The organism is Bacillus sp. V33-4 (assembly GCF_002860225.1).
GTDB classification, from domain to species: Bacteria; Bacillota; Bacilli; order Bacillales; family Cytobacillaceae; genus Bacillus_BJ; species Bacillus_BJ canaveralius.
Genome location: NZ_PGVC01000006.1, coordinates 1 through 26,259 on the forward strand (window position 1 = coordinate 1; position 26,259 = coordinate 26,259).

The 26,259-nt window shown below is 41.5% G+C and carries 27 protein-coding genes and 1 pseudogene; 18 read left to right on the forward strand and 10 right to left on the reverse strand.

All coding sequences use genetic code 11. The features are described 5' to 3' along the window. Positions 1-223: 223 nt before the first annotated feature. The gene (locus CVD23_RS02880; protein WP_101576257.1) at positions 224-838 is read right to left on the reverse strand and encodes a LysE/ArgO family amino acid transporter; all 615 of its coding nucleotides are present in this window, start codon (positions 836-838) and stop codon (positions 224-226) included. A 129-nt stretch (positions 839-967) separates the two neighbouring features. On the opposite strand from CVD23_RS02880, the gene CVD23_RS02885 reads away from it, so the two are divergent. Then, on the forward strand, positions 968-2,410 hold the full coding sequence (locus CVD23_RS02885; RefSeq protein WP_101576258.1) for an aminotransferase-like domain-containing protein: 1,443 nt from the start codon (positions 968-970) through the stop codon (positions 2,408-2,410). Between the two features lie 78 nt (positions 2,411-2,488). Here CVD23_RS02885 and CVD23_RS02890 read toward each other — a convergent pair whose 3' ends face one another. From CVD23_RS02890 to CVD23_RS02900, 4 genes are all read right to left on the reverse strand, one after another. Further along, positions 2,489-2,590, reverse strand: coding sequence for a YjcZ family sporulation protein (locus CVD23_RS02890; protein ID WP_101576259.1), 102 nt, complete (start codon positions 2,588-2,590; stop codon positions 2,489-2,491). Positions 2,591-2,847: 257 nt separating this feature from the next. Further along, complete coding sequence (locus CVD23_RS22265) at positions 2,848-2,982, reverse strand: hypothetical protein (RefSeq protein ID WP_257985631.1); 135 nt, start codon at positions 2,980-2,982, stop codon at positions 2,848-2,850. 1,030 nt (positions 2,983-4,012) lie between these two features. After that, on the reverse strand, positions 4,013-4,912 hold the full coding sequence (locus tag CVD23_RS02895) for a VanW family protein (protein ID WP_101665137.1): 900 nt from the start codon (positions 4,910-4,912) through the stop codon (positions 4,013-4,015). 306 nt (positions 4,913-5,218) lie between these two features. Next, positions 5,219-5,320, reverse strand: a complete 102-nt coding sequence (locus tag CVD23_RS02900; RefSeq protein WP_101576261.1) for a YjcZ family sporulation protein — start codon at positions 5,318-5,320, stop codon at positions 5,219-5,221. Positions 5,321-5,595: 275 nt separating this feature from the next. Between CVD23_RS02900 and CVD23_RS02905 the strand changes: the two genes are divergently transcribed. After that, positions 5,596-6,288, forward strand: a complete 693-nt coding sequence (locus tag CVD23_RS02905; RefSeq protein ID WP_101665138.1) for a DUF421 domain-containing protein — start codon at positions 5,596-5,598, stop codon at positions 6,286-6,288. A 100-nt stretch (positions 6,289-6,388) separates the two neighbouring features. Here the strand turns inward: CVD23_RS02905 and CVD23_RS02910 are convergent, their stop codons facing one another. After that, positions 6,389-6,946, reverse strand: coding sequence for a PhzF family phenazine biosynthesis protein (locus CVD23_RS02910; RefSeq protein WP_245917340.1), 558 nt, complete (start codon positions 6,944-6,946; stop codon positions 6,389-6,391). An 82-nt stretch (positions 6,947-7,028) separates the two neighbouring features. Here CVD23_RS02910 and CVD23_RS02915 point away from each other — a divergent pair, with 82 nt between their 5' ends. Both CVD23_RS02915 and CVD23_RS02920 read left to right on the forward strand, forming a co-directional pair. Then, the gene (locus tag CVD23_RS02915) at positions 7,029-7,337 is read left to right on the forward strand and encodes a sortase domain-containing protein (protein WP_101665139.1); all 309 of its coding nucleotides are present in this window, start codon (positions 7,029-7,031) and stop codon (positions 7,335-7,337) included. A 148-nt stretch (positions 7,338-7,485) separates the two neighbouring features. Then, on the forward strand, positions 7,486-8,391 hold the full coding sequence (locus tag CVD23_RS02920; RefSeq protein WP_180955503.1) for an endonuclease/exonuclease/phosphatase family protein: 906 nt from the start codon (positions 7,486-7,488) through the stop codon (positions 8,389-8,391). A 434-nt stretch (positions 8,392-8,825) separates the two neighbouring features. On the opposite strand, the pseudogene CVD23_RS02925 reads toward CVD23_RS02920, so the two are convergent. Next, positions 8,826-9,038, reverse strand: a pseudogene (locus CVD23_RS02925) (hypothetical protein); the annotation flags it as partial. 301 nt (positions 9,039-9,339) lie between these two features. Here CVD23_RS02925 and CVD23_RS02930 point away from each other — a divergent pair. The 5 genes from CVD23_RS02930 to CVD23_RS02950 all read left to right on the forward strand — a co-directional run bounded on the left by CVD23_RS02930 (position 9,340) and on the right by CVD23_RS02950 (position 14,823). Continuing rightward, a complete protein-coding gene (locus CVD23_RS02930) occupies positions 9,340-10,008 on the forward strand; it encodes a class I SAM-dependent methyltransferase (RefSeq protein WP_373270831.1) in 669 nt (222 codons plus the stop codon). Between the two features lie 744 nt (positions 10,009-10,752). Continuing rightward, complete coding sequence (locus CVD23_RS02935; RefSeq protein WP_101665140.1) at positions 10,753-11,529, forward strand: enoyl-CoA hydratase-related protein; 777 nt, start codon at positions 10,753-10,755, stop codon at positions 11,527-11,529. Positions 11,530-11,998: 469 nt separating this feature from the next. Next, on the forward strand, positions 11,999-12,994 hold the full coding sequence (locus CVD23_RS02940) for an ABC transporter substrate-binding protein (RefSeq protein ID WP_101665141.1): 996 nt from the start codon (positions 11,999-12,001) through the stop codon (positions 12,992-12,994). A gap of 31 nt (positions 12,995-13,025) precedes the next feature. Then, on the forward strand, positions 13,026-14,054 hold the full coding sequence (locus CVD23_RS02945) for an ABC transporter permease (RefSeq protein ID WP_101576268.1): 1,029 nt from the start codon (positions 13,026-13,028) through the stop codon (positions 14,052-14,054). After that, positions 14,029-14,823: an ABC transporter ATP-binding protein gene (locus CVD23_RS02950; RefSeq protein WP_101576332.1), complete on the forward strand. Its 795-nt coding sequence runs from the start codon at positions 14,029-14,031 to the stop codon at positions 14,821-14,823. Before CVD23_RS02945 ends, CVD23_RS02950 begins: the two co-directional genes overlap by 26 nt. Before the next feature lie 78 nt (positions 14,824-14,901). On the opposite strand, the gene CVD23_RS02955 is transcribed toward CVD23_RS02950, so the two are convergent. Further along, complete coding sequence (locus CVD23_RS02955) at positions 14,902-15,453, reverse strand: helix-turn-helix domain-containing protein (RefSeq protein WP_101576269.1); 552 nt, start codon at positions 15,451-15,453, stop codon at positions 14,902-14,904. Positions 15,454-15,584: 131 nt separating this feature from the next. On the opposite strand from CVD23_RS02955, the gene CVD23_RS02960 reads away from it, so the two are divergent. The 3 genes from CVD23_RS02960 (at position 15,585) to CVD23_RS02970 (ending at position 18,067) form a co-directional block, all read left to right on the forward strand. After that, positions 15,585-16,316: an AzlC family ABC transporter permease gene (locus CVD23_RS02960; RefSeq protein WP_101576270.1), complete on the forward strand. Its 732-nt coding sequence runs from the start codon at positions 15,585-15,587 to the stop codon at positions 16,314-16,316. Continuing rightward, on the forward strand, positions 16,306-16,611 hold the full coding sequence (locus tag CVD23_RS02965) for an AzlD domain-containing protein (RefSeq protein WP_101576271.1): 306 nt from the start codon (positions 16,306-16,308) through the stop codon (positions 16,609-16,611). Before CVD23_RS02960 ends, CVD23_RS02965 begins: the two co-directional genes overlap by 11 nt. Positions 16,612-16,786: 175 nt before the next feature. After that, on the forward strand, positions 16,787-18,067 hold the full coding sequence (locus CVD23_RS02970) for a M48 family metallopeptidase (protein WP_101576272.1): 1,281 nt from the start codon (positions 16,787-16,789) through the stop codon (positions 18,065-18,067). A 168-nt stretch (positions 18,068-18,235) separates the two neighbouring features. Here CVD23_RS02970 and CVD23_RS02975 read toward each other — a convergent pair whose 3' ends face one another. Then, positions 18,236-18,472, reverse strand: a complete 237-nt coding sequence (locus tag CVD23_RS02975) for an IDEAL domain-containing protein (protein WP_101576273.1) — start codon at positions 18,470-18,472, stop codon at positions 18,236-18,238. Positions 18,473-18,665: 193 nt separating this feature from the next. On the opposite strand from CVD23_RS02975, the gene CVD23_RS02980 reads away from it, so the two are divergent. After that, positions 18,666-19,247 carry a competence protein ComK gene (locus tag CVD23_RS02980; protein ID WP_101665142.1) on the forward strand — a complete coding sequence of 194 codons (582 nt, stop codon included), beginning with the start codon at positions 18,666-18,668 and terminating at the stop codon, positions 19,245-19,247. 1 nt (position 19,248) lies between these two features. Here the strand turns inward: CVD23_RS02980 and CVD23_RS02985 are convergent, their stop codons facing one another. Then, positions 19,249-19,632 (reverse strand): hypothetical protein, encoded by a 384-nt coding sequence (locus CVD23_RS02985; RefSeq protein WP_101576327.1) that lies wholly within the window; start codon positions 19,630-19,632, stop codon positions 19,249-19,251. Positions 19,633-19,841: 209 nt separating this feature from the next. Here CVD23_RS02985 and CVD23_RS02990 point away from each other — a divergent pair, with 209 nt between their 5' ends. The 5 genes from CVD23_RS02990 (at position 19,842) to CVD23_RS03010 (ending at position 26,070) form a co-directional block, all read left to right on the forward strand. Next, positions 19,842-21,830, forward strand: coding sequence for a S9 family peptidase (locus CVD23_RS02990; protein ID WP_101665143.1), 1,989 nt, complete (start codon positions 19,842-19,844; stop codon positions 21,828-21,830). A 235-nt stretch (positions 21,831-22,065) separates the two neighbouring features. Beyond that, positions 22,066-23,013 (forward strand): LCP family protein, encoded by a 948-nt coding sequence (locus tag CVD23_RS02995; RefSeq protein WP_101576329.1) that lies wholly within the window; start codon positions 22,066-22,068, stop codon positions 23,011-23,013. Positions 23,014-23,132: 119 nt separating this feature from the next. Then, positions 23,133-23,735, forward strand: a complete 603-nt coding sequence (locus CVD23_RS03000) for a TVP38/TMEM64 family protein (RefSeq protein WP_101576330.1) — start codon at positions 23,133-23,135, stop codon at positions 23,733-23,735. Between the two features lie 91 nt (positions 23,736-23,826). Then, positions 23,827-24,381 carry a signal peptidase I gene (gene lepB / locus CVD23_RS03005; protein WP_101665168.1) on the forward strand — a complete coding sequence of 185 codons (555 nt, stop codon included), beginning with the start codon at positions 23,827-23,829 and terminating at the stop codon, positions 24,379-24,381. Positions 24,382-24,711: 330 nt separating this feature from the next. Then, on the forward strand, positions 24,712-26,070 hold the full coding sequence (locus tag CVD23_RS03010; RefSeq protein WP_101665144.1) for an IS1182 family transposase: 1,359 nt from the start codon (positions 24,712-24,714) through the stop codon (positions 26,068-26,070). Positions 26,071-26,259: the final 189 nt, after the last annotated feature.

Genomic DNA, 26,259 nt, shown 5'->3' on the forward strand with positions numbered 1-26,259 from the left:
CATGAATCCGCTTACACGTTTTAGGTGGAAATAAATTCCGCCAACAAATGCTTGACTCAAACCGTTTTTCAATCAATAAAAATGAACCGCCTGGAATAATGATAGACTCATATTTATACGGCAAAGATAGCTCCTGTAAGCCGGATTCGTATAAATTGGCTTTTAGCCCTCGTTCCCGGCATCGTTGGCCAAAACAAATGTTTATAATGTCCAGTTTCAGTGATTATTTTATAAGAGAAATGCCTAAATAAACCGCTGTCCCCCAAATCACACAGGCTGAAACTTTGTTGATAATGACCAGAAAACGACCTGATTTCGCTAGTTTGCCTGTCAGCCGGCCAGCGATGCCGAGGCCGAAAAACCATAGCCATGAGATCGTTATGCATGCCAATGTGAACACCATTTTTTCAACTCCGGCGTATTGTAACGAATTGGTTCCGATCACACCGATTGTGTCGAGGATGGCATGGGGATTCAGCAGCGACACTGACATCGCAAAGACAATTTGCTTCTTCGCTGAAAAGGATTGCGACGCTTCCAACTGGTCGCTGCCTGGTTTGCTTCTCCACGTAACAAATCCCATGTAGATCAGAAAAACAATACCGACAGTAAGCAGGATCATTTCCAACCAAAATGATCCGAACACCACAACGGATATCCCTAAAACCGCTAATGAAATTAATAAAGTATCGCATATTGATGCAGTAATGATGACTGGTAATACTCTTATAAAATTTGGCTGAACGGCTCCTTGATTAAGCACGAAAACATTTTGTACTCCTAAAGGGAGAATTAAGCCAAATGCTAAAATCATTCCATGAATTATTGCAGCTGTCATTGCCTGCGCCTCCTGGTTGTTAATGGTTTTATTTTAGTAGATTGCTTTACTGATGTCTCCAACCAATTGGATGGTATTTTATCCAACCAATCGCTTATAATGATAAAAAACTACAGGAGTGTGTCTGTTATGCCTGATGAAGAGTGGCTGCCCGTTAAAGCTTCGTTAATCCCGCTCCATCAACAAATATACGAATATATGAAACGAAAAATAATGGCTGGCGAATGGACGGTTGGTACGAAGATACCGCCACAGCGAACCCTGGCAAATAAGTTCAAAGTGAATCGAAGTACCGTTGTGTTTGCTCTGGGCGAGTTAGCGGCAGATGGATTACTCGAATCTAAAGTAGGCAAAGGTACGGTCGTGATCAATAATAGCTGGAATTTGCTCGCTTCTGTTCCGCCGCCTGATTGGAATAGCTATGTACAGTCGGGAGCTTATCACCCCAACATCAGGACCATCCAGGAAATTAATGAAGCCGAAAAAAACCCGAACTTGATCCGGCTTGGTACAGGTGAGCTGGCTCCGCAATTGTTGCCTTCTGAGCGGATGAAGGATATTTTCAATTCGTCGAGTACATTCTCGTTAGGATACTCTGAACCAAAAGGCAATTTATACTTAAGAGAAATGATCAGCCGATATTTAAAGAAAAAGGGGATTGAGGCTTCGCCTTCATCAATCCTGATTGTATCTGGAGGGCTGCAGGGTTTGCAATTGATCTCGCTCGGACTATTGCACCGCGGTTCGACGATTTTCCTAGAGACTCCTTCATACCTTAACTCAATCCAGGTGTTCCAGTCATCGGGCATGAATTTATTCGGGATACCTATGAATAACGATGGAATGATCATAGATTCGCTTGGGAAATTGAAGAGGCAGCATAACGGGGCATTGCTTTATACGATCCCAACCTTCCACAATCCAACCGGGATCGTGATGTCGGAAATAAGGCGAAATGATCTATTGAACGTTTGCCAGAAAGAAAGGCTGCCGATTCTTGAAGATGATGTATATGGAGATTTATGGTTTGATAGTCCTCCGCCCAGCCCGTTAAAAGCAAGTGACAAACAAGGGCTTGTCCTGTATATGGGAAGCATGTCAAAGACGCTCGGGCCTGGCTTAAGAATTGGCTGGGTTGTTGGCCCTGAGCCTGTCATCGATCGTTTAGCCGATATTAAAATGCAAACAGATTATGGATCAAGTTCCTTATCCCAATTTGCAGTAGCAGAATGGTTATCAAGTGGTTTATATGAGGAACATGTTGAGCAAATAAGGGCCGAATTAAAATTCCGCCGGGATTTGACAATTGATATTTTAAATAAACATTTTCATGAATTGGCAAGCTGGACTATTCCCAAAGGCGGGTTTTACATATGGCTTTCGATCAAACTCCCCATTTCATACCGAAAATTATTTGAAGAGGCCTTGAAAGAAGGGATTTTGCTAAACCCGGGAAATGTTTACGACAGAAATGACCAGCAACATCTGCGGCTGTCCTATTCGTATGCACCGCTCAATGAATTACAAAAGGGATTAATAAGGCTTTCGGAGCTGATTAAAGGTCTAATATAAGATTTTCAAGCAGAAAAAGGATAGTCAGATTGACTATCCTCTTTTGGAATTGCCAATAGGTAGTTTGATAACTAATGTTTAGTATCCTCCTCCAACAAAAGCAACACCAACGATGATTAAAAGGATAAACAAAACGACGATTAGAGCAAAACCTGCTCCATATCCACCGCCACCACTCATAGTATGCCCACCTCCTTAGCTCGAATAGTATATTGTATGGAAAAGAAGCTTAGAGGGTTGGACATCTGTTTAAGAATAGGGAAAAAGGCTGTTTAACTAAGGAAATAGCACCCTTTTCGAAAAAAAGAAATAAAAAATCCAGCCTGGTTAAAGTGGAGAACATATGGGCATATATCATTTCCATCTCGCAGCATGCTCCCGGACAAGAGCTAACAGCTTTGTCATCGCTGGCGAGAGATATTTGTTTTTATGGTAGGCTACTTGCGTGCAATCCGTGCTTTATCTGTTAACATTCCATGCAGCTTTTTTTCTTTTAACTCTGATTGGACCGTAATCGATGGCAGCAGTGCAATCCCGAGGCCACACATCACGCATTTCTTAATCGCTTCCACACTCCAAAACTCAAAAGTCTTTTGGGTTTAATTCCTTGTTTTTAAAAGAACGAATCTTGATGACTGTACTCATAATCGGAGCATTTGGATAGGTAATTATATTTTTAGGCATAGACGACTAACAGCCATTTAAAATTTCCTCATCTAAAATTTCCTGTATGAATATCACGTATAAATGTAGACTAGATGAGCAAGAACTGTTTAAACCTTTGCAAATATTTGCAAAGGTTTAAGTGCCTTCTAACAGTATAATTCTAACCATCCATTACTTAAAAAACGATAATATAGAACGAACTTGATTCACCATATTCATACCGTTTCTTATTTTCCCAGCATGCGACATTATTTTATTTATACCTGCCGGGAGACCCTGTGTTGAATAAGAACCATGTCTCGGTCTGGGATTTGAATGCGGTATATAGTTTTGAAACGGGCCAGAATTCCTTCTATTGGTTACCCTTCGTCTTGCATTAGGTGGATAAAATGGCATGTATTCACCTCCAATATAATAACCGTATTGCTTACTTACTGACAGGAGTATAAAGACACTTGCATGTGAACAAAACTCACTCGTTCTAATCACTTACATCCTTTAGAATCGTATTATCTACGGTAACCAATATCAAAGTATCAACAATTTAGTAACTGAAGCTTCACCAGCCAAAATATTATTCAAATCGCTCATGTCTTAATATCACAACTTTTGTTGATTATCTTATAATATATGAAAAAATGGAATCGATGATTGTGTTAAATCACTCAATGAATAAAAATGTAACGGTATATCGAAAATGATGATATTCATGGCTTTAGCGAAAATATCTACTTTAAACCTTCTAGTGCTGGAAAATTTTTTTATGGAGCTTCCGATATGATCTTTTATTCTATTGATAATCATTGGTACTATATGCTGGGGATATTAACGGTATATGTAAGTCTAAATGTTAATCGTAAAACAACCTGTTCCCTTAAGGAATCAGGTTGTTTTTAACTGTTTTCTCAAGGTAGCTTCATATTAACTGCGGAAAAGTTATTTCATCTTTTGCAAATTAATGGCTAAAGCAGGGTGACTTCCCGGGTCATCATTAATTGCATCTGAGGAATAAATCTTAATAACAACCGTGCCTCCTTGTGCCTTAGCACGGATCAGGATGGGCTGGTTATACTTGTTTTTGAATTGAAAATCAGGACCATACCAACTTACCGTTGCGTCTCTTCCTGGTGGAACATAGGGAACTCGCCTGCTATGGGAATAGCGTTGAACAATTTCCATTCCAGCCTTATCTACTGCGTTGAATAACGTCGAAGAGACTTGACAAATTCCGCCCCCAATTCCTTCGGAAAATTCGCCTTTGACGATGACTCGTGCTTTTAAATACCCCCGTTTGGTGGTTCTCTTGCCAACGACGTGATTAAATGAAAACATCTCCCCCGGGAATAATATATGATTGTTTAGAGCTTCTACGGCAAGGGAGATATTATGCGCACGATTTTTGTTGTTGCTATTAAAATAAGTCTGGTATTGGCCTATCTGTTGTTCTCTTATGTACGAAAGCAATTCACTGTCCACTTTTGGGTATATGGAAAGGGTCGGAACTTCTATCTTAGCTGGGCCATTACCGAAAACATAAATCAAAAATTGATTTGTGAATTCTTGTTGGTTCAATTTATATCCGATCTGTTCTGACACAATATTTTCTTGAACATCGATTTTTGCATTTTCTGGCTCCTGATAAACTCGTCGGTCTAATTTTTCGATAAATTGAAGGTATTTGTAACTATCAATTATTGGCTGACCAGCAGTGGGGATCACAAACTCATTTCGGTTGACGGAGAAAATCGTCTGGCCTTGCTGGGTGATCATTAGGTTATCAGGAAAATTGACAAGTTGTGCGATTAGTAACAGTTTGGTAAACCATATGAATTTCATAATTAAGGATACCTCTCCAACTCATATTTTTTTATAATGCACCGGTATTATTTCCCCTAAACCTTAAGTCTCTGCGGAGTATCCTTGCGTATAGCTATATATAACTGGATTTATCCTTATGTTGTAAGTTTATGATACCGACAGAATGTCTTTAGCCATTTGTGTCATTAAAAAACTCTTTTTTAATATTTCCCACATTTCGTTTATTTATTGTTATTTTGAAAAACCGAATAAATTGGATGCAAAACAACGAAGGATAGCCTATTCGACTATCCTTCGTTGTGCACTTAGGAAATAGGCAGTGCATTAATATCCACCACCAACAAACGCAACACCAACAATGATTAGAAGGATAAACAGAACGACGATGAGAGCAAAACCTGCTCCGTATCCATAACTTTCACCCATATTAAGTCCACCTCCTTGATTTGAATACTACATTGTATGGGAAGAGAAACGTCGCGGGTTGGACAATTTCTGAACAAAGAATTAAAAAGGGCTTCCATACTTGTAGGGGACTTCAGGACTTGCACTGTGGACATAGCTTAACCGCTAATAAAATGGATATTGGGTTAAATGTCTGGTGTTTAGTTATCAAACGTGAGTTCATTTAGAGGTATATCTTTCCACATGTTAGCCATAATATGTTTGATAACTCTGAATCAAAAGTGGAGGGAAACAACGTGGGAGAAGTTAATATTGTTTTGCTGACAACCAAAGTCGTCATCGGCTTTGTTACCTTATTTTTTATCATTTTCATAACAGGCAGAACATCCATTTATCAATTAACTCCTTTTCACTTCGTTTTTGTATTACTGCTCGGGGATTTTTTAGGAGACACTATTTATGAAGACCGCATTGGGATCTTCTATTTTTTTTATGCTGTCGGATTGTGGACACTGCTCATGTTGGCTGTGGAGTATATCACTTTAAAAAAGAAATCATCCCGCTCTGTGTTTGAAGGCAATCCTGACATTATTGTTCGCGATGGGATTATCGATCGAAAAATGCTTAAAAAGAATAAATTGGATGTGAATCAGTTGTCGAGCTTGCTGCGTCAAGCCAATATTTTTTCAGTACGTGAAGTGAAATATGGAATACTGGAACCAAACGGCCATATAAGCACCTTATTAAAATCCAAGTACCAAAAACCGGACAGGCAAGATCTCAATCTTCCCGATAGCCCAGTAGACCTCCCAACCACCTTGATTATTGACGGGGAAATAATATGGGATAATCTACACGAACGCGGATTTGATCAACAATGGCTACATAAGCAATTAACCGCGCAAGGCTATGACAGTGAAAAAGATATCTTCTACGCCGACTGGGACGACCGTGAAGGCATTCATATAAGCCCTATTAAAGTTGGTTAAGTCACAGGAAAGTTAGGGGTATACGCACGAAACTAACGGAGGCCAGATGGGGCAATTGGTTAGTCATTTTCGCAAAGCCAATGGCTAATAAGCTTTGCTTTTAAACGATTAATAGTTCACTTTTCATAACGGTAGCTGCTTGTCCCGCCATTACAACCCTGTCGTTTTGCAAATTGATTTTAAGCACGCCACCTCTTGCAGAAGCCTGATAAGCATACATTTCAGTTTTGTTTAATTTTCTGCTCCAATAAGGAGCAAGACCACAGTGAGCTGAGCCAGTAACGGGATCTTCATTGACCCCTGCTGCTGGGAAAAAGCATCTCGAAATAAAGTCGAATTCATTTGACTTGCTTGTGACAATAATCCCTCTGGTTTGAATCGTCCCCAACAAAGAGAAGTTAGGACTTAAATTCTTGATTACATTTTCGGACTCGATTTTAATAAAATAGTCAAACCGATTTCGACCCACATAAATAGGACTGATATTTAAAGCTTCAATCAGTTCCGAAGGATACTCACTTTCAATTATAGGCTCCGCAGGGAAATTCAGTTGAATCCATGAGCCATTCTTTGTCGCTGTAAGAAGTCCACTCTTTGTATAGAAATTTGCTTGCTGGTCTTTTGAAGGGCGAGCAAATCGCGGTATTAATGATTCCAAAGATGAATAAGAAATTCCCTGTTTACTGGGGCACCGACGAAGATAGTTTAAAGAAAGGCGTCGGAATGTATTCTGATAAGCGATACACCGTTATTCCAGGGAAAAAGGGCATGTTGTTTTAAGCGGGCACAGGGATACGGTTTTCGATGGACTGGATTTGTCTGCGGGAGATGAGATTGTCGTCGAATTCAACAAAACACTGTATGTGTACGCCGTAGAAAAAAAGTGGATCACCCATACGGAAGACCAAAGCGTGATCGTTCCAACCGAAACGGAACAGTTGACCTTGACCACTGTTACCCGTTCGATTATTTGGGGGATGCACCGGATCGCTACATCATACAAGCAAAGAGAATCTACAAATGAAGAACACTTTCCTATCATGCCATAGGTGTTCTTTTGCTTTTGATTAGTAGTTTCTGTGATTTATAGAATCTCTTAACAATCATTAAAACTATATTTATACCAATGTATCTTTAAATTTACATTCATTCGTTACCCTTGTTTTGTACCAATTACAAAACAAGGAGGGAAAAACAGTGAAAAAAGCTGTAAGATTGGTTTTCTTGTTGTCTTTTGCGTTACTTCTTGTCGGAAGCACGCTCTCAGCTGCTCCGGGAAGACAGGCATCTGCCAGCGAGGGTGAAGCTGAAGAAATGAATTTGCGGGTGATGACGTATAACCTTAGGTATGAAAACACTATCGATCCGTCACCTCACACATGGGATGAAAGACGACCGACCGTTCGACAGTTGATCCGCATGGAGCAGCCGGATATCTTTGGGACTCAGGAGGCTCTATATCAACAGGTTGCTGAAGTCGCAGATGATCTGCCTAAATATGAATGGATTGGCCTTGGCCGCGAAGGTGGCAGCAAAGGTGAATTCATGGCAATCTATTATAACAAAAACCGCTTTACACCATTAGAATACGACCACTTCTGGCTTTCAGACACTCCGGAAGTGATTGGTTCCAAGTCATGGGGCAACACGATTCCTCGTATGGTGACTTGGGTAAAGTTCCTTGATACAAAAACGGACAAGCAATTCTACTTTGTGAACACACACTTTGACCATCGTTCCGTAGAAGCAAGAGAGAAAAGCGCCAGCTTGATTGTGGAAAAAATCAAAGCGTTCGATCCTGCATTGCCGGTTGTGTTGACAGGAGATTTTAATACTGCCCCTGATACGAGACCTCATCAAATCCTGACAGACGAAGGCCCATTTGTAGATACGATGGAGTCCGCCGAGCAGAAAATCAACGACCATCTCGGCACATTCAACGGTTTCCGTGATCCGACAGGTGGTAAAAACCGCATTGACTGGATCTTAACAAAAGGAAATGTAATTACCCACTCAACAGAAATCATTGATTATCAAAAGAACGGCCAATTTCCGAGTGACCATTACCCAGTCATCAGCAACCTGACATTGGAGTACAAGTAAATAAAACGACGATTCCCCGGTGCCATCACCGGGGATTTTTTCGTGATACATACTCTAAAAATTCATTTAATGAGGAAAACATTACTTCTGGTTCCTAATCTCCTTCACCGTGCATTGCGGTAAAGTCCAATCGCAAGATCGCCCGTAGGGCATCCGTATATCCATATCTGAGGCAACGGCGGAAAGGGAATGTTGCTGGAAACAATGTTTAGGTGTTTGAAGTTTGTCATTTACTAAAGAAGAGCCAGTCATATAACCGGAAAAAAATCCACACTTGAGTTTACGCGCTCGGTGGTGGATTATCGACACCTTTGAAACTTTTACTGCATGGACCATTGGTGTCCGGCTTCAGGGCGTTTTTTTGTAATGTGTACTACTTTCAAGTGTTATTACTCCCAGGAATAGAAAATTGAAAGTCAGCAGTAGTCGAAAACTTAAGCGCCGATTTTAGCTTTTTCTCTTTTTGGGCAAATAAAATTGCTGACTGAAATGAGGAAATCAACACTTAACACAACCGTCCAGATTTTTAATATTCCATTTAATGCTTCGGTCCGGGACGGATCGTTTATAAAATAAATCATTCCGAGTAAAAGTCCCGCACCTATCAGATAAGCTAAGGCATGAACTAAGAGGAACTTTGGTAGATGATTTTTGTTACATAATCGTAATATTTGTAATAATCTTTGGTGGAATCAAAATTTCTTACAGCTTTTAAGGGCTTTACAAGCTCCTTACCACTGTTCAGGAACAATTCCTTATTAGCTAATAATTGAAATAAAAATATAACATGAAGCAGCATCTCTGCGGGGGAATTCAACCGGAGTTTTTTAATACTATTGCAACAAAAATGATGGTAATTTTTAGTACAATTATATTGATGAAAATATAATTGTAAAGAAGGCGATATTTTTGAGAGAATCTATTGATAACTTTGATGATGTGTTGGAAATGCTTGATGCTCTATTAAAAGAAGAATCTCGTTTTAATTGGGATACTTTTTATTCTGAGCGGGAGCGAGGCATACCGTTTTTTGTGAATTGTCCTGATGAAAATTTAGTAAGTTATTTTGAAAAAAATCTGATTGGTCCCGGGAAAGTGCTTGAACTTGGCTGCGGTCCTGGCAGGAATGCCATTTATATGGCTGAAAAAGGTTGTTCTGTTGATGCGGTAGACCTTTCACAAGAGGGACTTGAGTGGGGAGCCGAACGGGCGAAAGAAAGGAATCTTGACATAAATTTCATGTTGAAAAACATCTTCGAACTGAAGATTGAAGAAGGTGCATATGATTTCGTATATGATTCAGGTTGTTTTCATCATATCGCGCCGCACAGGAGGATGAGCTATATCAATTTGTTAAAGACCGCTCTAAAACCAAATGGTCTCTTTGCCCTTACGTTTTTTGTCCAGGGCGGTCGGTTGGGCGGATCAGACATCACAGATTGGGAAGTATACCGGTTGCGCAGCCTTAAAGGCGGGCTGGGTTTTACAGAAGAAAAATTAACAGCGATCTTTAAAGATTTTGAAGCAGTTGAAATCCGTAAAATGAAGGAAATCACACAGCCAAATTCCCTTTTTGGTGTTTCTGATTTGTGGACAGCTTTATTTAGGAAAAAATGAAGTATTTCACCTTGACGGAAAAGATCAATTTATTCGGGCAATGGACGGGAATCTTGATATAAACACTATATTGAAAAACATCAATAGGAAGGCTAACTTTGTTCAAGTAAAAAGTCTTCAAAAAATTAGTTGAGAAATGAAGTCCGGCAGCAAATCATGTTTTTTCTTGTTATTTATAAAGAAGGTGGGTAATATTAAACCGTTTAAGAAGCTTTATTTATTAAAAAAAGCAATTACATTCCTGATGTTCTTCATAAGAGTAATTATACTTGGATTAATTACATATGATTTTTTTCAACAATTACATTCCTGATGTTCTTCATAAGAGTAATTATACTTGGATTAATTACATATGATTTTTTTCAACACTTTTCTCCGGAAGTTCCCGTTGGATTACAATTCGAGGGACTTCGCGCAAGTTTGATTTTATTTTACATTCCTTTATCCTTTTTATTATTGATGTTTACCTGGTTTCTACAAAGCAAAAAAATTATTTTGATTACATTAATCATCGATATTTTAGTCATCTGTTTCTTTGACGATATGCTTAGGTTTTTTATTTAGTCAGTCAAAGATAGAGGAGGAAAAGGATGGCGTATGTAAAAAGGTAGCCTGTTTCCAAAGTCTACACATTGTTTACAGCTATAAAAGACCCATTTGTTTTTTGTGATTTTTTGGAAGGGTTTTCAATAGGGGGAATCGAATTTTTGTTACAGCACTGAAAAAGAAGGGGGAAATTTGTTTATGCCGTCTGTGTTAATGACGACTGAAGGCCATATTGCTGTGGTGACATTAAATCGAGAGGATGCTTTAAATGCGTTTAATTATGAGACACTTGCAGAGCTCCAAATGGTAGCGGAAGAAATTCGGGTCAATAAAGAGATTCGCGTTGTGATTTTTACAGGAGCAGGTGACAAAGCGTTTTCTGTTGGAGCCGATTTGAAAGAGCGTAAAACATTAACAGAACAGCAAGTAAAGCGGAATCTGTATAAAATCAATGAAGTGTTCAACCTGATCGACCAGCTGCCCCAGCCGACAATTGCAGCAATCAACGGTTATGCTTTTGGGGGTGGGATGGAACTCGCTTTAGCTTGCGATATCCGAATCGGAGCAGAGGGCACGCAGATGGGATTGACGGAAACAAGCCTGGCCATTATCCCCGGAGCAGGTGGAACGCAAAGGCTTCCCCGCCTGATCGGACAGTCAAAGGCACTTGAGCTGATTTTAACGGCACGCCGCCTCACTTCAGAGGAAGCATACGAGTATGGCCTTTTAAATAAAATTTCCAAACGGGAACAATTGCAGGCGGATTGCCTTGCAATGGCTGAGAGCATGCTTAACAACGGCCCGATTGCCTTGCAGCAAGCGAAATTTGCAATCAAGAACGGCATGAACACCGATTTGCAAACCGGAATGCAAATTGAGAGAAAAGCCTACGAAATTACGATTCCAACTGCTGATCGGCTCGAAGCGCTACAGGCGTTTAGTGAAAAAAGAAAACCTGAATACAAGGGAGAATAAAAAACACGATTCTGTCGTGTTTTTTATTCGGAATTTCTGTGCAAAAAACGGTTTCGCTTAAATAAAGCCGACTTCCGCTTAATTATTGGAATAAACGCTTAATTCCCGAGTCGTTTCGCTTAATTCCCCCGATTTTTCGCTTAATTATTTTGGGCTGTTACCCATAATAGTTATTTTGTGGTAAATAATAGATATATTTAGGGAAAATTCGCCGTTTAATAACTATGATTTTATCAAATTCAAACATATCATTCTAAAAAGACAAAAAAAAGCAAATTTGCAGCTGGTTTTATTCAAGTCGCGGTCGCTTTAACACCTAAAAGTGGTTTGCCATCCTCTGAATAACATCCACCAATAGAAATTATTGCATATTCCACGAAAATACTTGTAAAATAGCTAAACTTACATATATAATTTAGTACATAAAAGCATAAAAGCGCGAAAGTGATGATTGAGGGGGAAACTGAAAATGAAAAAGAGATTGGTATTCGGGGGCATTAGCGGATTGTTGGCTTTAGTGTTATTAAGCGGGTGCGGCACTACAAGTACAAACGGAAGTGGAAAGCAGCCTAAAGGGGATGATGCTTTTAAGGTTGGCGTTACGCAAATTGTCGAGCATCCTTCCCTTGATGCCGCGTTTGAAGGATTTAAAAAGGCGCTTGAAGAGAATGATGTCGAGGTTGAATACGATGTGCAGATTGCCCAGGGTGATCAAAGTAATAGTCAAACGATTGCCAATAATTTCACGGGAGACGGGGTTAATTTAATTTTCGCAAACTCCACTCCAAGTGCGCTGAGCTCATTAAATGCTACTAAAGAGATTCCAATTGTGTTTACTTCTGTGACTGATCCTGTTGGTGCAGGGCTGGTTGCGGCAATGGATCAGCCTGGGGAAAATATTACCGGAACGACCGATACACACCCGGATGCGATTCCGAATACGGTCAAATTCATGAGCGAGCAGATGGACGGAGAAACAGTCGGCGTCATTTATAACTCGGGTGAGCAAAATTCGGTTGCGCAGATCGATTTGGTTAAGAAAGCGCTCAAAGATACCGATTTGAAATTAACGGAAGCGACCGTGTCCAATTCTTCTGAAGTCAAACAGGCGGCTGAATCATTGGTCGGCAAGGCTGATATGATTTATATCATTACAGATAACACCGTCGTTTCGGCACTTGAATCGGTGATTCAAACCGCGAATGATAATGATATCCCGTTATTTGTCGGAGAACTGGATTCCGTGCAGCGGGGCGGTTTTGCTGCGTATGGATTCGATTATGCTGATATCGGTCACGAGGCTGGTGTGATGGCGGCACAAATATTGAAAGGTGAGAAGAAGCCTGCAGAGATTCCCGTTCAATATCCGCAAAAATTGAAGCTCGTAATCAATGAGAAAGCTGCTGAAGACATGAATATTGAAATCAAAGAAGAATGGAAAGAAACTGCAGAGTTCGTAAAATAACATTTTAAACGAAATAGAGAGGAAGAATTTTATGTTTACAGCCATATTTGGTTCGATCGAATCAGGTGCTATTTATGCGATTATGGCTTTGGGGGTTTATCTGTCCTTCAGAATATTGGATTTTCCTGATTTAACAGTTGACGGAAGTTTTGTTACCGGGGCATCTGTGGCTGCAGTGTTGGTCGTCTCAGGAACGAATCCCTTTTTGGCAACGGCCGCTGCGATACTGGCGGGGTTCTTAGCTGGATGCATCACCGGTCTGTTGCACACAAAAGGGAGAATTAATGCATTGTTATCAGGAATTTTAATGATGATTGCCCTCTATTCTATTAATCTGCGAATTATGGGCAAATCCAATGTACCGCTTTTAGCGGAATCTACGGTGATCACAGCGATCAGGGATTTTTGGAAAAGCCTCGGGATAGACGATGGCATGCAAACTTTGCTGAACAGCGCTGGTTTATCTGCCTTTGTTCCAAATACATGGGGAATCTTGATCGTTATGATCGTGCTGGCTCTTATTGTTAAGCTCGGAATTGATTTATTCCTGAGGACGGATCTCGGCTTGGCGATCAGGGCGACCGGTAATAATGAAATGATGATCCGCAGCTTTTCTGCTAACACGGACTATTTGAAAGTACTAGGATTGGGGCTTTCCAATGCACTTGTCGCTTTTTCAGGTGCATTGGTTGCCCAGTATTCTGGCTATAGTGACGTTGGAATGGGAATTGGGATGATCATTGTCGGGCTCGCTTCAGTCATCATTGGTGAAGCGGTATTCGGAGCAAAAAACATTGTCAGGGCGACTTTGGCCGTGATTGGCGGTGCGATTCTGTACCGGATCATCGTAACGATTGCTTTAAGGGTGGAATTTTTAGATACTGGCGATATGAAATTAATCACCGCGTTTATCGTTGTTTGTGCGCTAGTTTTTCCGAGATTGATAGAAAACCAGAAGGAGAAACAGCGGAGAAGGCAACGAATCAAAAGCCGAAAGGCAGAGTTTAACGTCGTGGAGAAGGGTGGTGAACATGTTGCTGCAGCTAAATCAGATATTTAAAGTGTTCAATGAAGGGACCCTTGACGAAAAAATTGCTCTCGATCATATCGATCTGCATCTTGTCCCTGGTGATTTTGTGACAGTAATCGGCAGCAATGGTGCAGGTAAGTCGACGTTAATGAACATTATTTCCGGCAAGTATGCACCTGATGAAGGAGAGGTTTATATTCATGGGAATAATGTCACTGATGAACCGGAATTTAAAAGGGCGAAACGAATTGGCCGGGTTTTCCAGGATCCGATGGCCGGCACCGCCCCAGGGATGACAATTGAAGAGAATCTGGCAATTGCCTATGCAAGAACAGCGTTACGCGGCTTTAGGCGGGGAGTATCAAAGAAGCGGAGGCAGTTTTTTAAAGAAGTGCTTGAGACGCTCCAGCTCGGGCTGGAAAACAGGCTCGAGGCAAAAGCCGGTTTGCTTTCTGGCGGCGAACGCCAGGCATTATCCCTGTTAATGGCGACATTCACGAAGCCCGATCTGCTGCTTCTCGACGAGCATACCGCAGCACTTGATCCTTCCCGGGCAGAGCTGATTACGAGCTTAACCGGACAGATCGTATCCGAACATAAATTGACGGCGTTAATGGTTACCCATAATATGCAGCAGGCTCTCGATCTCGGAAACCGGCTTATTATGATGGATCAGGGCCAGATCATTTTTGAAGCGAATTCCAGTGAAAAAAGCGGTTTGACGGTCGATAAATTGCTCCAGGAGTTCCAGCGCATCCGCGGTGAAAAAATTAACAGCGACCGCTCAGTCTTGATATAAAACAAAAACACATGGGAGTGGACCATGTGTTTTTATTTGGCGGGATTTAAACGAGGTTTAGGGCGGTGGATCAAGCTTTTACGGATAATACATGACAGCTTGATACCTGATCATCTCTTCCCCGGAGTTTTTATAGGTGTGTGATTTATTTGCTGTGAACCGGATCGAACCACCAGCCTCAATTTGGTATGTATTGTCGCCGATAAGCATTTCAAGGCTTCCGTTCATGACGGTAATATATTCTTCGACCCCTTCGTTATGGCGTTCGGAAGTATGGATGCTGCCTCTGTCCATTTCAACAATAAATATTTCAAACCTTTTTCTAGGATCAAAGGAAAAAATTGAATAAACGCGGTAGTCGCCGTTATTTTCGATGACAGGGGAAACATTTTGCAATGGCACAAACGCAATATCTGCAGGCTCGTCGTTTATAAGCGAAGAAAAAGACACCTGGAGCCCGGTGGCAATTTTCCAGAGGGTGGTAACGGTTGGGTTGGATTCGCCTCGCTCGATCTGGCCGAGCATCGCTTTGCTGACGCCGGTAAGGCTGGCCGTTTGATCAAGGCTTATGCCTCGATTATTCCGAACTGCTTTTAAATTTTTCCCAATATTTTTTTGGATATTTTCCATTTTTTCCTCCGAAAGAATTGTACAATATAACGCACGTATGTATAATATAGTTTAATTATAATCCTGAGAATATATACGTTTATTTTAATATAAAACTAGCGGAATATAAACCGGAAAAAGGCGGTGGCACTGTGGCAGAATTAACGTTGGGCAAACATTCTTCCGAGTTTAGAAAAGGAATTCAAGCCGGAGTCAGCATTGGGATCGGCTATTTTCCGATCGCGGTAACTTTCGGGCTATTGGCAAAAACAACAGGGCTTTCAATCGGTGAAACGATGCTGATGAGCCTGATTGTTTTTGCAGGCGCGGCGCAATACATTTCTCTCAGTCTATTAACGCTCGGAACGGGTGTTTTTGAAATTATCTTAACAACCTTTATCGTGAATATCCGCCACTTTCTGATGGCGGCTTCCCTTAATGAAAAATGTGAGGATGACCATCTTTTCAATAAAGCGATCTATTCTTTTGGAATCACCGATGAAACGTTCTCGGTAGCAGCAACAAAAGAAGGGACGGTTACGACAGGATATATTTTCGGCGTGATCGCGGTTTCCTATTCAAGCTGGGTAGTCAATTCCGGACTTGGACATTTACTCGGTGCAAGCCTTCCGGAAACGTTGCAGGAAAGCATGTCTGTCGCTTTGTATGCGATGTTTATCGGCCTGCTCGTCCCATCTATGAAAAAAACTGTTAAAGTGGGTTTTTTGGCTGCTCTTGCGGCTTCCTTTAATACAATTTTTACGTTGGCAGGATGGCTTTCAACTGGATGGGCGATTGTATCGGCAACGCTCCTTTCGGCCGTGATCGCTGAAGCGGTTGAACTGATGAAAGGGAAGCAAAGGAGTGACGCAAGTGAGCAGTGAAATCGTCTGGATGATTATCGGAATGGGTGTTGTTACCTATATCCCGAGAATGCTTCCATTTGTCTTGTTTCAAGGAAAAGAGCTGCCTGCTTTTTTGCAGGGGGTACTGAGAAATGTCCCGTATGCCACTTTAGGGGCGCTTATTTTTCCAGGGATACTGTTCATTCAGGAGGATATATGGTACGGGCTGCTTGGAGCTGCCGCTGCCTTTATTGTAGCTTATCTCGGCGCTAATGTGATCATCGTGGTCCTCGGCTCGATTGCGGTATTAACTTTATATTCCTATCTATTTTGAACTTTCGCGACTGCCGGTTCCTGATGTGGACCGGCAGTAATTTTTTCATTGATTTTTGCTGGAACCGTGCATCCTATGTTTAGAGAACTGATAGCTTGGTTAAGATCTGGTTCTAATTCGGGAATTTTTTATTAAACTAATAAGAGAACAGGTTGTACATTGGAGGTGAAAAAAGTTGGCACGCAAGATCGGGGTTTATGCGGTTATTGCCTATGTTCTTTATGGGCTATTTATTTACTGGTACCTTTTTTATTTCGCCGATACAAGCCTGCCGTTTGAATACGAAGGTTCACAGGCTGACCCGGCCGTTTTTCTCAATGCGCGGGAACTTAGCTTGAGCGAGGAATATTCAAAGGTGAGAAATCTGTTGTTTTTCCTGTCTACACCGCTTGAATGGCTATTTTATTTATTAATTTTGTTGGTGGGGCTTTCAAAGGCATTTAAGCGCTGGGCCGAACAGTCAACTAGATTCAAGTTTTTCCAAACAGCGATCTATTTCATTTGGCTGTCTTTCTTTGCATTCGTGGCGACTTTTCCATTGAGTTATATCAGCTACTCTCTGGCGAAGACCTACAATATTTCCACACAGACCTTCTCCTCATGGATGAAGGATGAGCTTATTGACTTCTGGATCAACTACGGAATTATGGTGATTGTCGTTTCTGTGCTTTATTGGCTGATGAATAAAAGCCGCAAGAGGTGGTGGCTGTATGCCTGGATGTTAACAATCCCGTTTACCTTGATTATGGTATTTTTGCAGCCGATCGTCATTGATCCTTTATACAATGACTTTTATCCGTTAAAAGATAAAGAGCTCGAACAGAAAATTTTAGCACTTGCAGACAAAGCGGACATCCCGGCTGACCATGTTTTTGAAGTGGACATGGCCGAAAAGACTAATGCTTTAAATGCATACGTGAGCGGCATCGGCGGGAATTCGCGGATCGTTCTTTGGGATACGACTCTAAACCGTTTAAATGATAATCAAATTTTATTCATAATGGCGCATGAAATGGCCCATTATGTTAAGAAGCATATTTATGTTGGAATTGCCGGATATCTGCTGTTATCATTAGCCGGATTATACGCAACCGCGAGAATCATGAATTGGGCAATCAGCCGCTGGGGAAATGAATTTAAGGTTGACCATGTCAAGGACTTACGCTCATTGCCGCTGTTCTTGATGATTCTGTCGATGCTTATGTTTGCAGCGAGCCCGCTAACCAATTTTGTGTCAAGATACCAGGAAAGCCAGGCTGATCTTTATGCAATTGAGATGACAAAGGATCCGCAAGCTGCTATTACTTCATTCCAGGAGTTGACACGTGCCGGGCTTAGCCAGGTTAACCCGCCATTATTGGTGAAAATATTCCGCTACGGCCATCCGACAATGCTTGAAAGAATTTCTGCTCTTGAAGAATATGAAATAAAGATGCGAAATGAAAACATTGATTGAAATGGGCCGCCTCTGGTGGTCCATGTTTTATTTTAAAAGAGGAGGACCTTGACTCCTTAAAACAAAAATAAGAGACTGTGCACCACTGGCTTGTCACCCGATCTTTTTGATAAAAGATGGAAGCTTTGTGGTCAGTCTCCAAATAAGGTTTCAACCGCAGAAATTAAGTTAAGTTCCAAACCTTTTGTTTAAGGAAGCTAATTCTTCAGTCAATTGCAAAAATGCCGGCTTATCATTAACATCGATGGCTTGATCAATCTTGTTCAACAACTTTTGTTTCTCAGCGTTAAGCAATATTTCATCAAGGAGCATATCAATGTAAAGGTTTGACATGTAAGCATCTTTTGCATTTTGGCGGCTCATTGCTTTCGATTTCATTAGCTCTGTGTAGGACCTTTCGTTCATGAAAATCACCCCTGACACTTTTTAATATTATATGGAATTTTCACTCTTGAATCAACTAAATTTTTTAAATTTTTAGAAAATATTTTTTTGGCACTTTTAAAATGTGAATTTTTTGCGAATATTTCGTTGTTTTTGTAAAATATCTGGAAGTTGGTGGTACGATAAGATCAGTTTAACAGAAGGAGATGTACCTATGGACAAGCAGAGGAGAACATTGATTGAAGAATATGAAGTAAATCCTTGTACATTAATGGTTAGGCCGACCCTTTATGGAAGCAAGCTATATGCAAGGATCATTGAAATGGAGGATGAATACATTTCCCCTTTCAAGCCGCTCGATATTATCAAGAAAAGCTGTGAATACTTTGGTTCAAGCTATGAAGGCAGGAAACAAGGGACAAAAACGCTTATCGGCATCACTCACAAGGTTCCAATCACGATTGACCCTGTTCATTTTATTTATTTTTTCCCGACGACATCGCCGAACAACAATGACTGCATCTGGATTTCACATGAGAATGTTTTATCCCATCAAAGAGTGGATTCACAGCAGACAGTTGTTACCTTTCGCAACAAGAGGCATTATACCTTCCCCATTTCATCGGCCTCTTTTGAAAATCAACTGCTCCGGACCGCACTGCTGAGAACGAAAATCATGCAGAGATTAGAAGAGACAGAACGAAAAGCTTATTATTTTTCCCGGACGGGCAGATATATGGAGGCCTCTGAAAGTCATCACCATTATCAATCTGAAGGCCGTACTTTCAAACAATAAGTTAAGCCTCTGTTTTTTCCTGCCCACAAACATGCCGTTTAAACAAATAAAATTCCATTAATTCTTGTACTTTGTTGCGAATCCGTGGGTTAAAATAGCTATGGTGTTCCTCATAGCCTTTATACAAAAACAGATACATCGTGAAGGCTTCGTCCCGGTTCAACTGCTCAACCTTTAGCTTGTTTTTACTCATGTATCGCTTTACTTCGTACAATTCCTTTTGGATAATCTTCATTGTTTCCTCAATTAAGTGTCTATAAGGATCTTTTAGTTTAAAAGGGCTTTTTTCGACCACAACAAGATCTCGGTTTAAAACGGTTAACACTAATGGTAAGTAGATGGCCTGTTCCATCATATTGCGGTCTTCTTCAGGGATTCTTGTCATGTTCGTTTACTCCTTTTATCAAAATTAGAACATTTGTTCGATATTATATTAACTAATATATATCCTAAATTCAAGACAGATTTATTTTTTTCAAATATTGCAAAATTCATTTATCTTTTTTAAAAGAAGCCTTATAATGAATAGGGAAAATATATTTCTAGTGTCGAAATATATTTTAAGAAAGCTTTTAATGAAAGGGTGGCTTCTTAATGACAACTAAACGAACAATTACGGCGGAGGACTTGTATACACTTAAATCTGCAACGGATCCTCGCCTTGCACCAAATGGGAGAGATCTGCTTTATGTAGAGACCGCTATGCTCAAGGAGAAAAATGACTATAGTGCACACCTCTTTTACATAAACCTTGATGAGAAAGCAAAGCCTGTTCAGTGGACTTATGGTGAGCACCGCAACCATTCGCCGCGCTGGTCGCCTGATGGATCACGGGTCGCTTTTATCTCAAACCGGACGGGGAAAAATCAAATCTATATCTTGAATGCGGGCGGCGGAGAAGCAAAACAGGTTACTTTTAGCCGTAACGGAGCAGGAAGTCCAGTCTGGTCGCCGGACGGTACGAAAATTGCCTTCTCCATTTCATTAGGAAAGGATGACAGTGTTTCCGACCGTGACGGAGAGCAGGAAAAGAAGCAAGAACTTGTTCCTCTTGAAGTGGATAAAATGAAATATAAATCAGATGCCCAGGGCTTTTTGAACGGAAAGGTCGCGCAAGTAGCTGTCGTCGATCTCAATTTAGGCGAGATTACCCAAATCACCGATGGGAAAACAGATTACCACCTGCAGAGCTGGTCGCCTGACGGAGGAAAAATCGCTGTTACCGCTGATCTGAGTGATGATACTGATTCGACTTTCCTTAATGATGTCTATTTGATTGATGTGAAGGCCGATAACAAACTGCAAAGAGTCACTGATGGGACAGGTTATTTCGGAAGTGTAACCTGGTCTCCGGACGGGAAACATCTCGGCTTGTTTGGCCATGGACGCGAGTATGAAAATGCTACGCTTACAAAGCTATGGGTATATGATATTAGTTCTGGAACGTTAAAATGTTTAACAAACAATTGGGATGTACAGGCAGGAGATACGGTAGTCGGTGACTTCCAGCAGGGAGCAGTCACACCGGGAATGCTCTGGGCCGATGATAATGAAAGCTTTTATTTTGTCGCCACAGATCATGGCAACACCGTTGTATACTACGGGAACTTAAAAGGTGAGATCTACCCGGCACTTCTTGATAACCAGCATGTTTACGGGCTGGCGGCTGACGGAAGAAACGAGCGGGCCGTTGTAGCGATCAGCAAAGCTGACCAGCCTGGAGATTTATATACATTGAACATATCAACGGGAGCTCTTGAACAGTTGACAAATGTGAACGCTGACTTCCTCAAGGAGGTTACTTTGTCACAGCCGCAAGCGATCAATCTTTCTGCAAAAGACGGGACGGAACTTCATGGCTGGATTATGAAACCGGCCAACTATAAAGAAGGTAAAAAGTATCCGCTTATTTTAGAAATTCACGGCGGCCCGCATGCGATGTATGCGAATACTTTTTTTCATGAATTTCAATTGCTTGCTGCAGAAGGTTACGCAGTGTTGTATATCAATCCACGAGGCAGCCTTGGTTACGGCCAGGAATTTGTCAATGCGGTAAGGGGCGATTATGGCGGCGAAGACTATAAAGACTTAATGGCAGCCGTCGATTACGCGATTGATTCGTTCCCGTTCGTTGACAAAGAAAGGCTCGGGGTTATGGGCGGAAGCTACGGCGGTTTCATGACGAACTGGATCGTCGGCCAGACTGACCGCTTTAAAGCAGCGATTACCCTGCGATCGATTTCAAACTGGGTCAGCTTTTATGGTGTCAGCGATATCGGTTATTATTTCACAGAATGGCAAATCAATGCTGATTTGAATGACATTGAAACATTGTGGAAGCATTCTCCGCTAGCTTATGCCGGCAATATTAAAACTCCGCTGTTGATCATGCACGGTGAAAAAGATTACCGCTGTCCGGTTGAGCAGGCGGAACAGTTGTTTATTGCTTTGAAAAGGCAGGGGAAAGAAACGAAATTCATCCGCTTCCCTGAGTCAAACCACGAATTATCAAGAAGCGGAAAACCTCAGCTTCGTATTCAAAGATTAAACTATATAACCGAATGGTTTAAGGACCATATTTAAAAAATTTCGAAAAAACTGCGGTCATCATTGATTGCAGTTTTTTCTTTTTCAAGAATCATGGTACATTGAAAATAAGATATTTTGTGGATGAGTTGAGGTTGACTGTATAAATAACTTTGCAGTTCAGATCGGGACTGGTGAAAAAATTTCCACCGTTTTGAAGGAAACTTTTTGTCGAATAAAGAAGTCATATATGCTAAAGGGGTCATACTAAGGTAATGAAAGGAAAAGCGCTATGAGATCAGATAAGCATCAGCATAAAAACCGAAAAAAGAGGAAACGGAAGGCTTTTTTATTAGTGTTACTCATATTGATTGCTGCTGTATTTGCATATATTTACTGGCAATTCCGGGCCGGCGTTTCGGAATCGACGAAGGACTCAAATGTTGAAAAGGTAGAGTATGAATTTAATGGGGAAAAAGACGAACAAGGCTGGACGAATACACTTCTGATTGGGAGCGACACAAGAGGGGAAAAGGGCGCCAGGTCCGATACAATCATGATTGCCCATTATCATAAAGACAAAGGCATTTATAAAATTACTTCGATTATGCGCGACTCATACGTTGAGATTCCCGGACATGGGAAAAATAAAATCAATGCGGCCTTCGCATTTGGCGGTCCTGAGCTGCTCAGACAAACAATTAAAGACAATTTCGGATTGGACATTCAATATTATTCAATCGTCGATTTTGAAGGTTTTGTTCAATTGATTGATGAAGCATTTCCCGACGGAGTCGAAGTCGACGTAGAAAAGCATATGTCCGATTATATCGGAGTTACCCTTGAACCCGGGGTTCAGCAGCTTGACGGGGAGCATTTATTGGGCTATGTTCGCTTCAGGAATGATACGATGGGTGACTTTACAAGGGTTGAAAGGCAGCAAAAAGTTGTCAAAAATGTAGCGGGACAGCTGACAAGCCTGGAAACCGTTCCTAAACTCCCGAAGTTAATTGGGGTAGTTACTCCGTTTATTAATACGAATCTTAATACGGCGACAATGCTGTTTATGGGAAAGGATTTTTTAACAGCAGGAAATAAAAATATCGAGTCGTTAACCATTCCGGTAGAGGGTGGTTTCAAGGAACAGAGGGTGTCAGGTATAGGAGACATTCTCGCGCCTGATCTCGAAAAGAACAGGGCCGCCCTCGACGAATTTCTTAAAGCAGACCAAACCCAATAACGGCTTCACTGGTGAAAAATCCAGGTGTGAAATGGACGGATATGAGGTAAACAAATTATATGTGCCAGCTAGAGTCGGAAAACTCTGGCACGAACAGATGAGCTGTAAGGAGACTGTGAATGGATTTTGACATATTAAAAGAATGGTTCACCTTAGAGAATATAATGGATGTAATTGAAGAGTATCGGGCTTTAGGGCCCATTCCAGGGATCCTGCTGCCGATGCTGGAAGCGTTCCTGCCGTTTTTACCCCTGTTCTTGTTTGTGATGGCAAATGTAAACGCATTTGGTCTCGGGTTTGGCTTTTTGTATTCATGGATCGGGGCTTCAGCAGGTGCGTTTCTCGTCTTTTTCCTTGTAAGGAAATATGGACAGAAGCGGGTGCTGCGTTTTTTGAAAAAACATCATCGCGTCCAGCGCCTGATGAGTTGGCTGGAACGACATGGGTTTGGGCCGTTATTCCTGATGCTCTGCTTCCCATTTACGCCATCCGCAGTCGTGAATATTGTTGCCGGGCTATCGAAAATCAGCACTGCCCAGTATATGCTGGCCGTCATTACCGGAAAGGCGGTAATGATTTTTACGATTAGTTTTATTGGGTACGATATATACTCGTTATTCCATCAGCCGCTACGGACAGCCATTGTACTGTTAGTTATTGCGATTCTTTGGTATGTTGGTAAAAGAATCGAAGTAAAAATCAATATGAGTGTAGAGAAATAGTAAAATGGCAAATGAAAAGCTCGAACTGGGAGGCGGAGCTAGTATAATTAGCAGGAAACGCAAGTTTAAGACAAAGACGGAGGAGATGGAAATGAAAGAAGAGCTGAAACGAGAAGGGCTGGAATGGATTAAAGCATTTGCAATCGGCATCGTCATATTTGCCTTTATCCGCACTTTTTTCTTTTCCAATTATATTGTTGAAGGCGAGTCGATGATGCCAACCCTTGAAGATGGAAACAAACTCGTCGTCAACAAGATCGGTTATCAGATCGGCGATTTAGAACGGTTCGATGTTATAGTCTTCCACGCAAACGAACAGGAAGACTACGTCAAACGAATTATTGGCCTGCCTGGAGATCATATCGAATACAGTGATGATCAGCTATTTATAAATGGAAAAAAAATCGAGGAGCCTTATTTGGATAGATACAGAATGGAGATTCCCGGCGAGAAGTTAACAGGCGATTTTACCTTGCAGGAAATCACCGGCGTAGAATCAGTCCCGGAAGGCAAGCTCTTTGTGCTTGGGGACAACCGGCGCGGGAGCTGGGACAGCCGCCAATTCGGCTTTATCGATGCCGATCAAGTCGTCGGGGAAGTCAATCTTCGCTACTGGCCCTTGGATGAAATGGATGTCTCGTTTTAAAACAAGCATATGTAAACATTCAGACTCGAATGACTTCGAGTCTCAGACTGTAGACAAACTCGACTAATATCGAGTTTGCCTACAGTTTTTTTATTTTTGTCTAATTTTTAAAATGGGACTGTTGATTTCCGTTCCAACCGCTTCGCTTTCCGCGGGCGGCCCGGGGAGCCTCCTCGTCGTTATTCACTCCTGCGGGGTCTCCCCTGACCCGTAGTCCCGCAGGAGTCTTCGCGCTTTCCACTCCAATCAACAGGGTTTAAAAAGTTAGTGTAGCAGTATAACCAAAGCCTGTTTTAAAATAGATACATATTAATGCTTGAGGTGATGAAGATGCTTTCAAAAAACCCTTCAATCGGTCGGGATCAACTTGAAATGATTACTTTAGATCAATTGGTACCTGCGGACCATCTGGTCCGCAAAATGGAGAGAGCGATTGATTTCTCCTTCATCTACGATCTTGTTAAAGATCTGTACTCCGAAGTGGGGCGCCCAAGTATTGATCCTGTCATTTTGATTAAACTTACCTTTATTCAATATACATTCGGCATTCGTTCCATGCGCCAGACCATCAAGGAAACAGAAACCAATATGGCCTATCGCTGGTTTCTAGGCTATGGGTTCCATGATAAGATACCTCACTTTTCTACGTTCGGGAAGAATTATGAGCGTCGCTTTAAGGATACAGACCTGTTTGAACAGATTTTCTATCGTATCCTCAAGACGGCAGCCGAGAATAAACTAATCAGTGCCGACCATGTCTTTATTGACTCGACCCATGTCAAGGCCAGTGCGAACAAGCATAAATTCGTAAAGAAGATGGTACGGAAGGAAACACGGGCCTACCAGGAACGCCTTCAGGAAGAGATCAACCAAGACCGGGAAGACCATGGGAAGAAGCCTTTCTCTCCTGATAGATTCGAAAAGGAGGAGACGAAAGAAATTAAGGAAAGCACAACTGATACGGAGAGTGGCTACTATGTGAAGGACGAACGGACCAAGCAATTCGCCTATTCCTTTCATGCGGCGGCCGACCGCAACGGGTTTGTACTGGGGACAGTGGTGACGCCGGGAAGTACGCATGACAGTCATATGTTGGAGCCATTGGTTGAACAGGTGATGGAGAAGGTCGGAAAACCTAAAGCTATCGCGGCTGACGCAGCCTATAAAACACCTGCCATTACAAAGTATTTGATTGATAACGAAATGACGCCGGCTATGCCTTATACACGGCCACGCACAAAAGATGGTTTTTTTCGAAAATACGAATATGTCTATGATGAACACTTCGACTGTTACCTTTGCCCGGCGGGCAAGGTCTTAAAGTACTCGACGACGAACAAGGAAGGCTATCGTGAGTACAAGTCACCAAAGCATATCTGCACAGCCTGCCCATTTTTATCACAGTGTACTGAGAGTAAAGATCATCAAAAAGTGGTGACCAGGCATATTTGGCAGGAATATGTAGAGGAAGCCGATCACCTGCGTCATCACAAAGAAGTAAAACTCATCTATGCGAAACGCAAGGAAACGATTGAACGCGTTTTCGCAGATGCTAAAGAAAAGCATGGTATGCGTTGGACAACGTTAAGGGGACTTAAAAAATTGTCCATGCAGGCGATGCTTACTTTCGCTGCCATGAATCTAAAGAAAATGGCTAACTGGACCTGGAAAGGTCCAGAAATGGCTTAACAAATGAGCTAGTGATAGGCCATTCACACTAAAAACAGAGACAAATAGATAAAAATAACCAAAAGGGGTTCGGAATGAGACCATTCCGAACCCCTTTTGTCGACAATCTGAGACTCGGATGACTTCGAGTCTTTTTACTTGAAAAAAAATCTCCTAAATTGGTTCATGGTGATTCCCTGCATAATTACG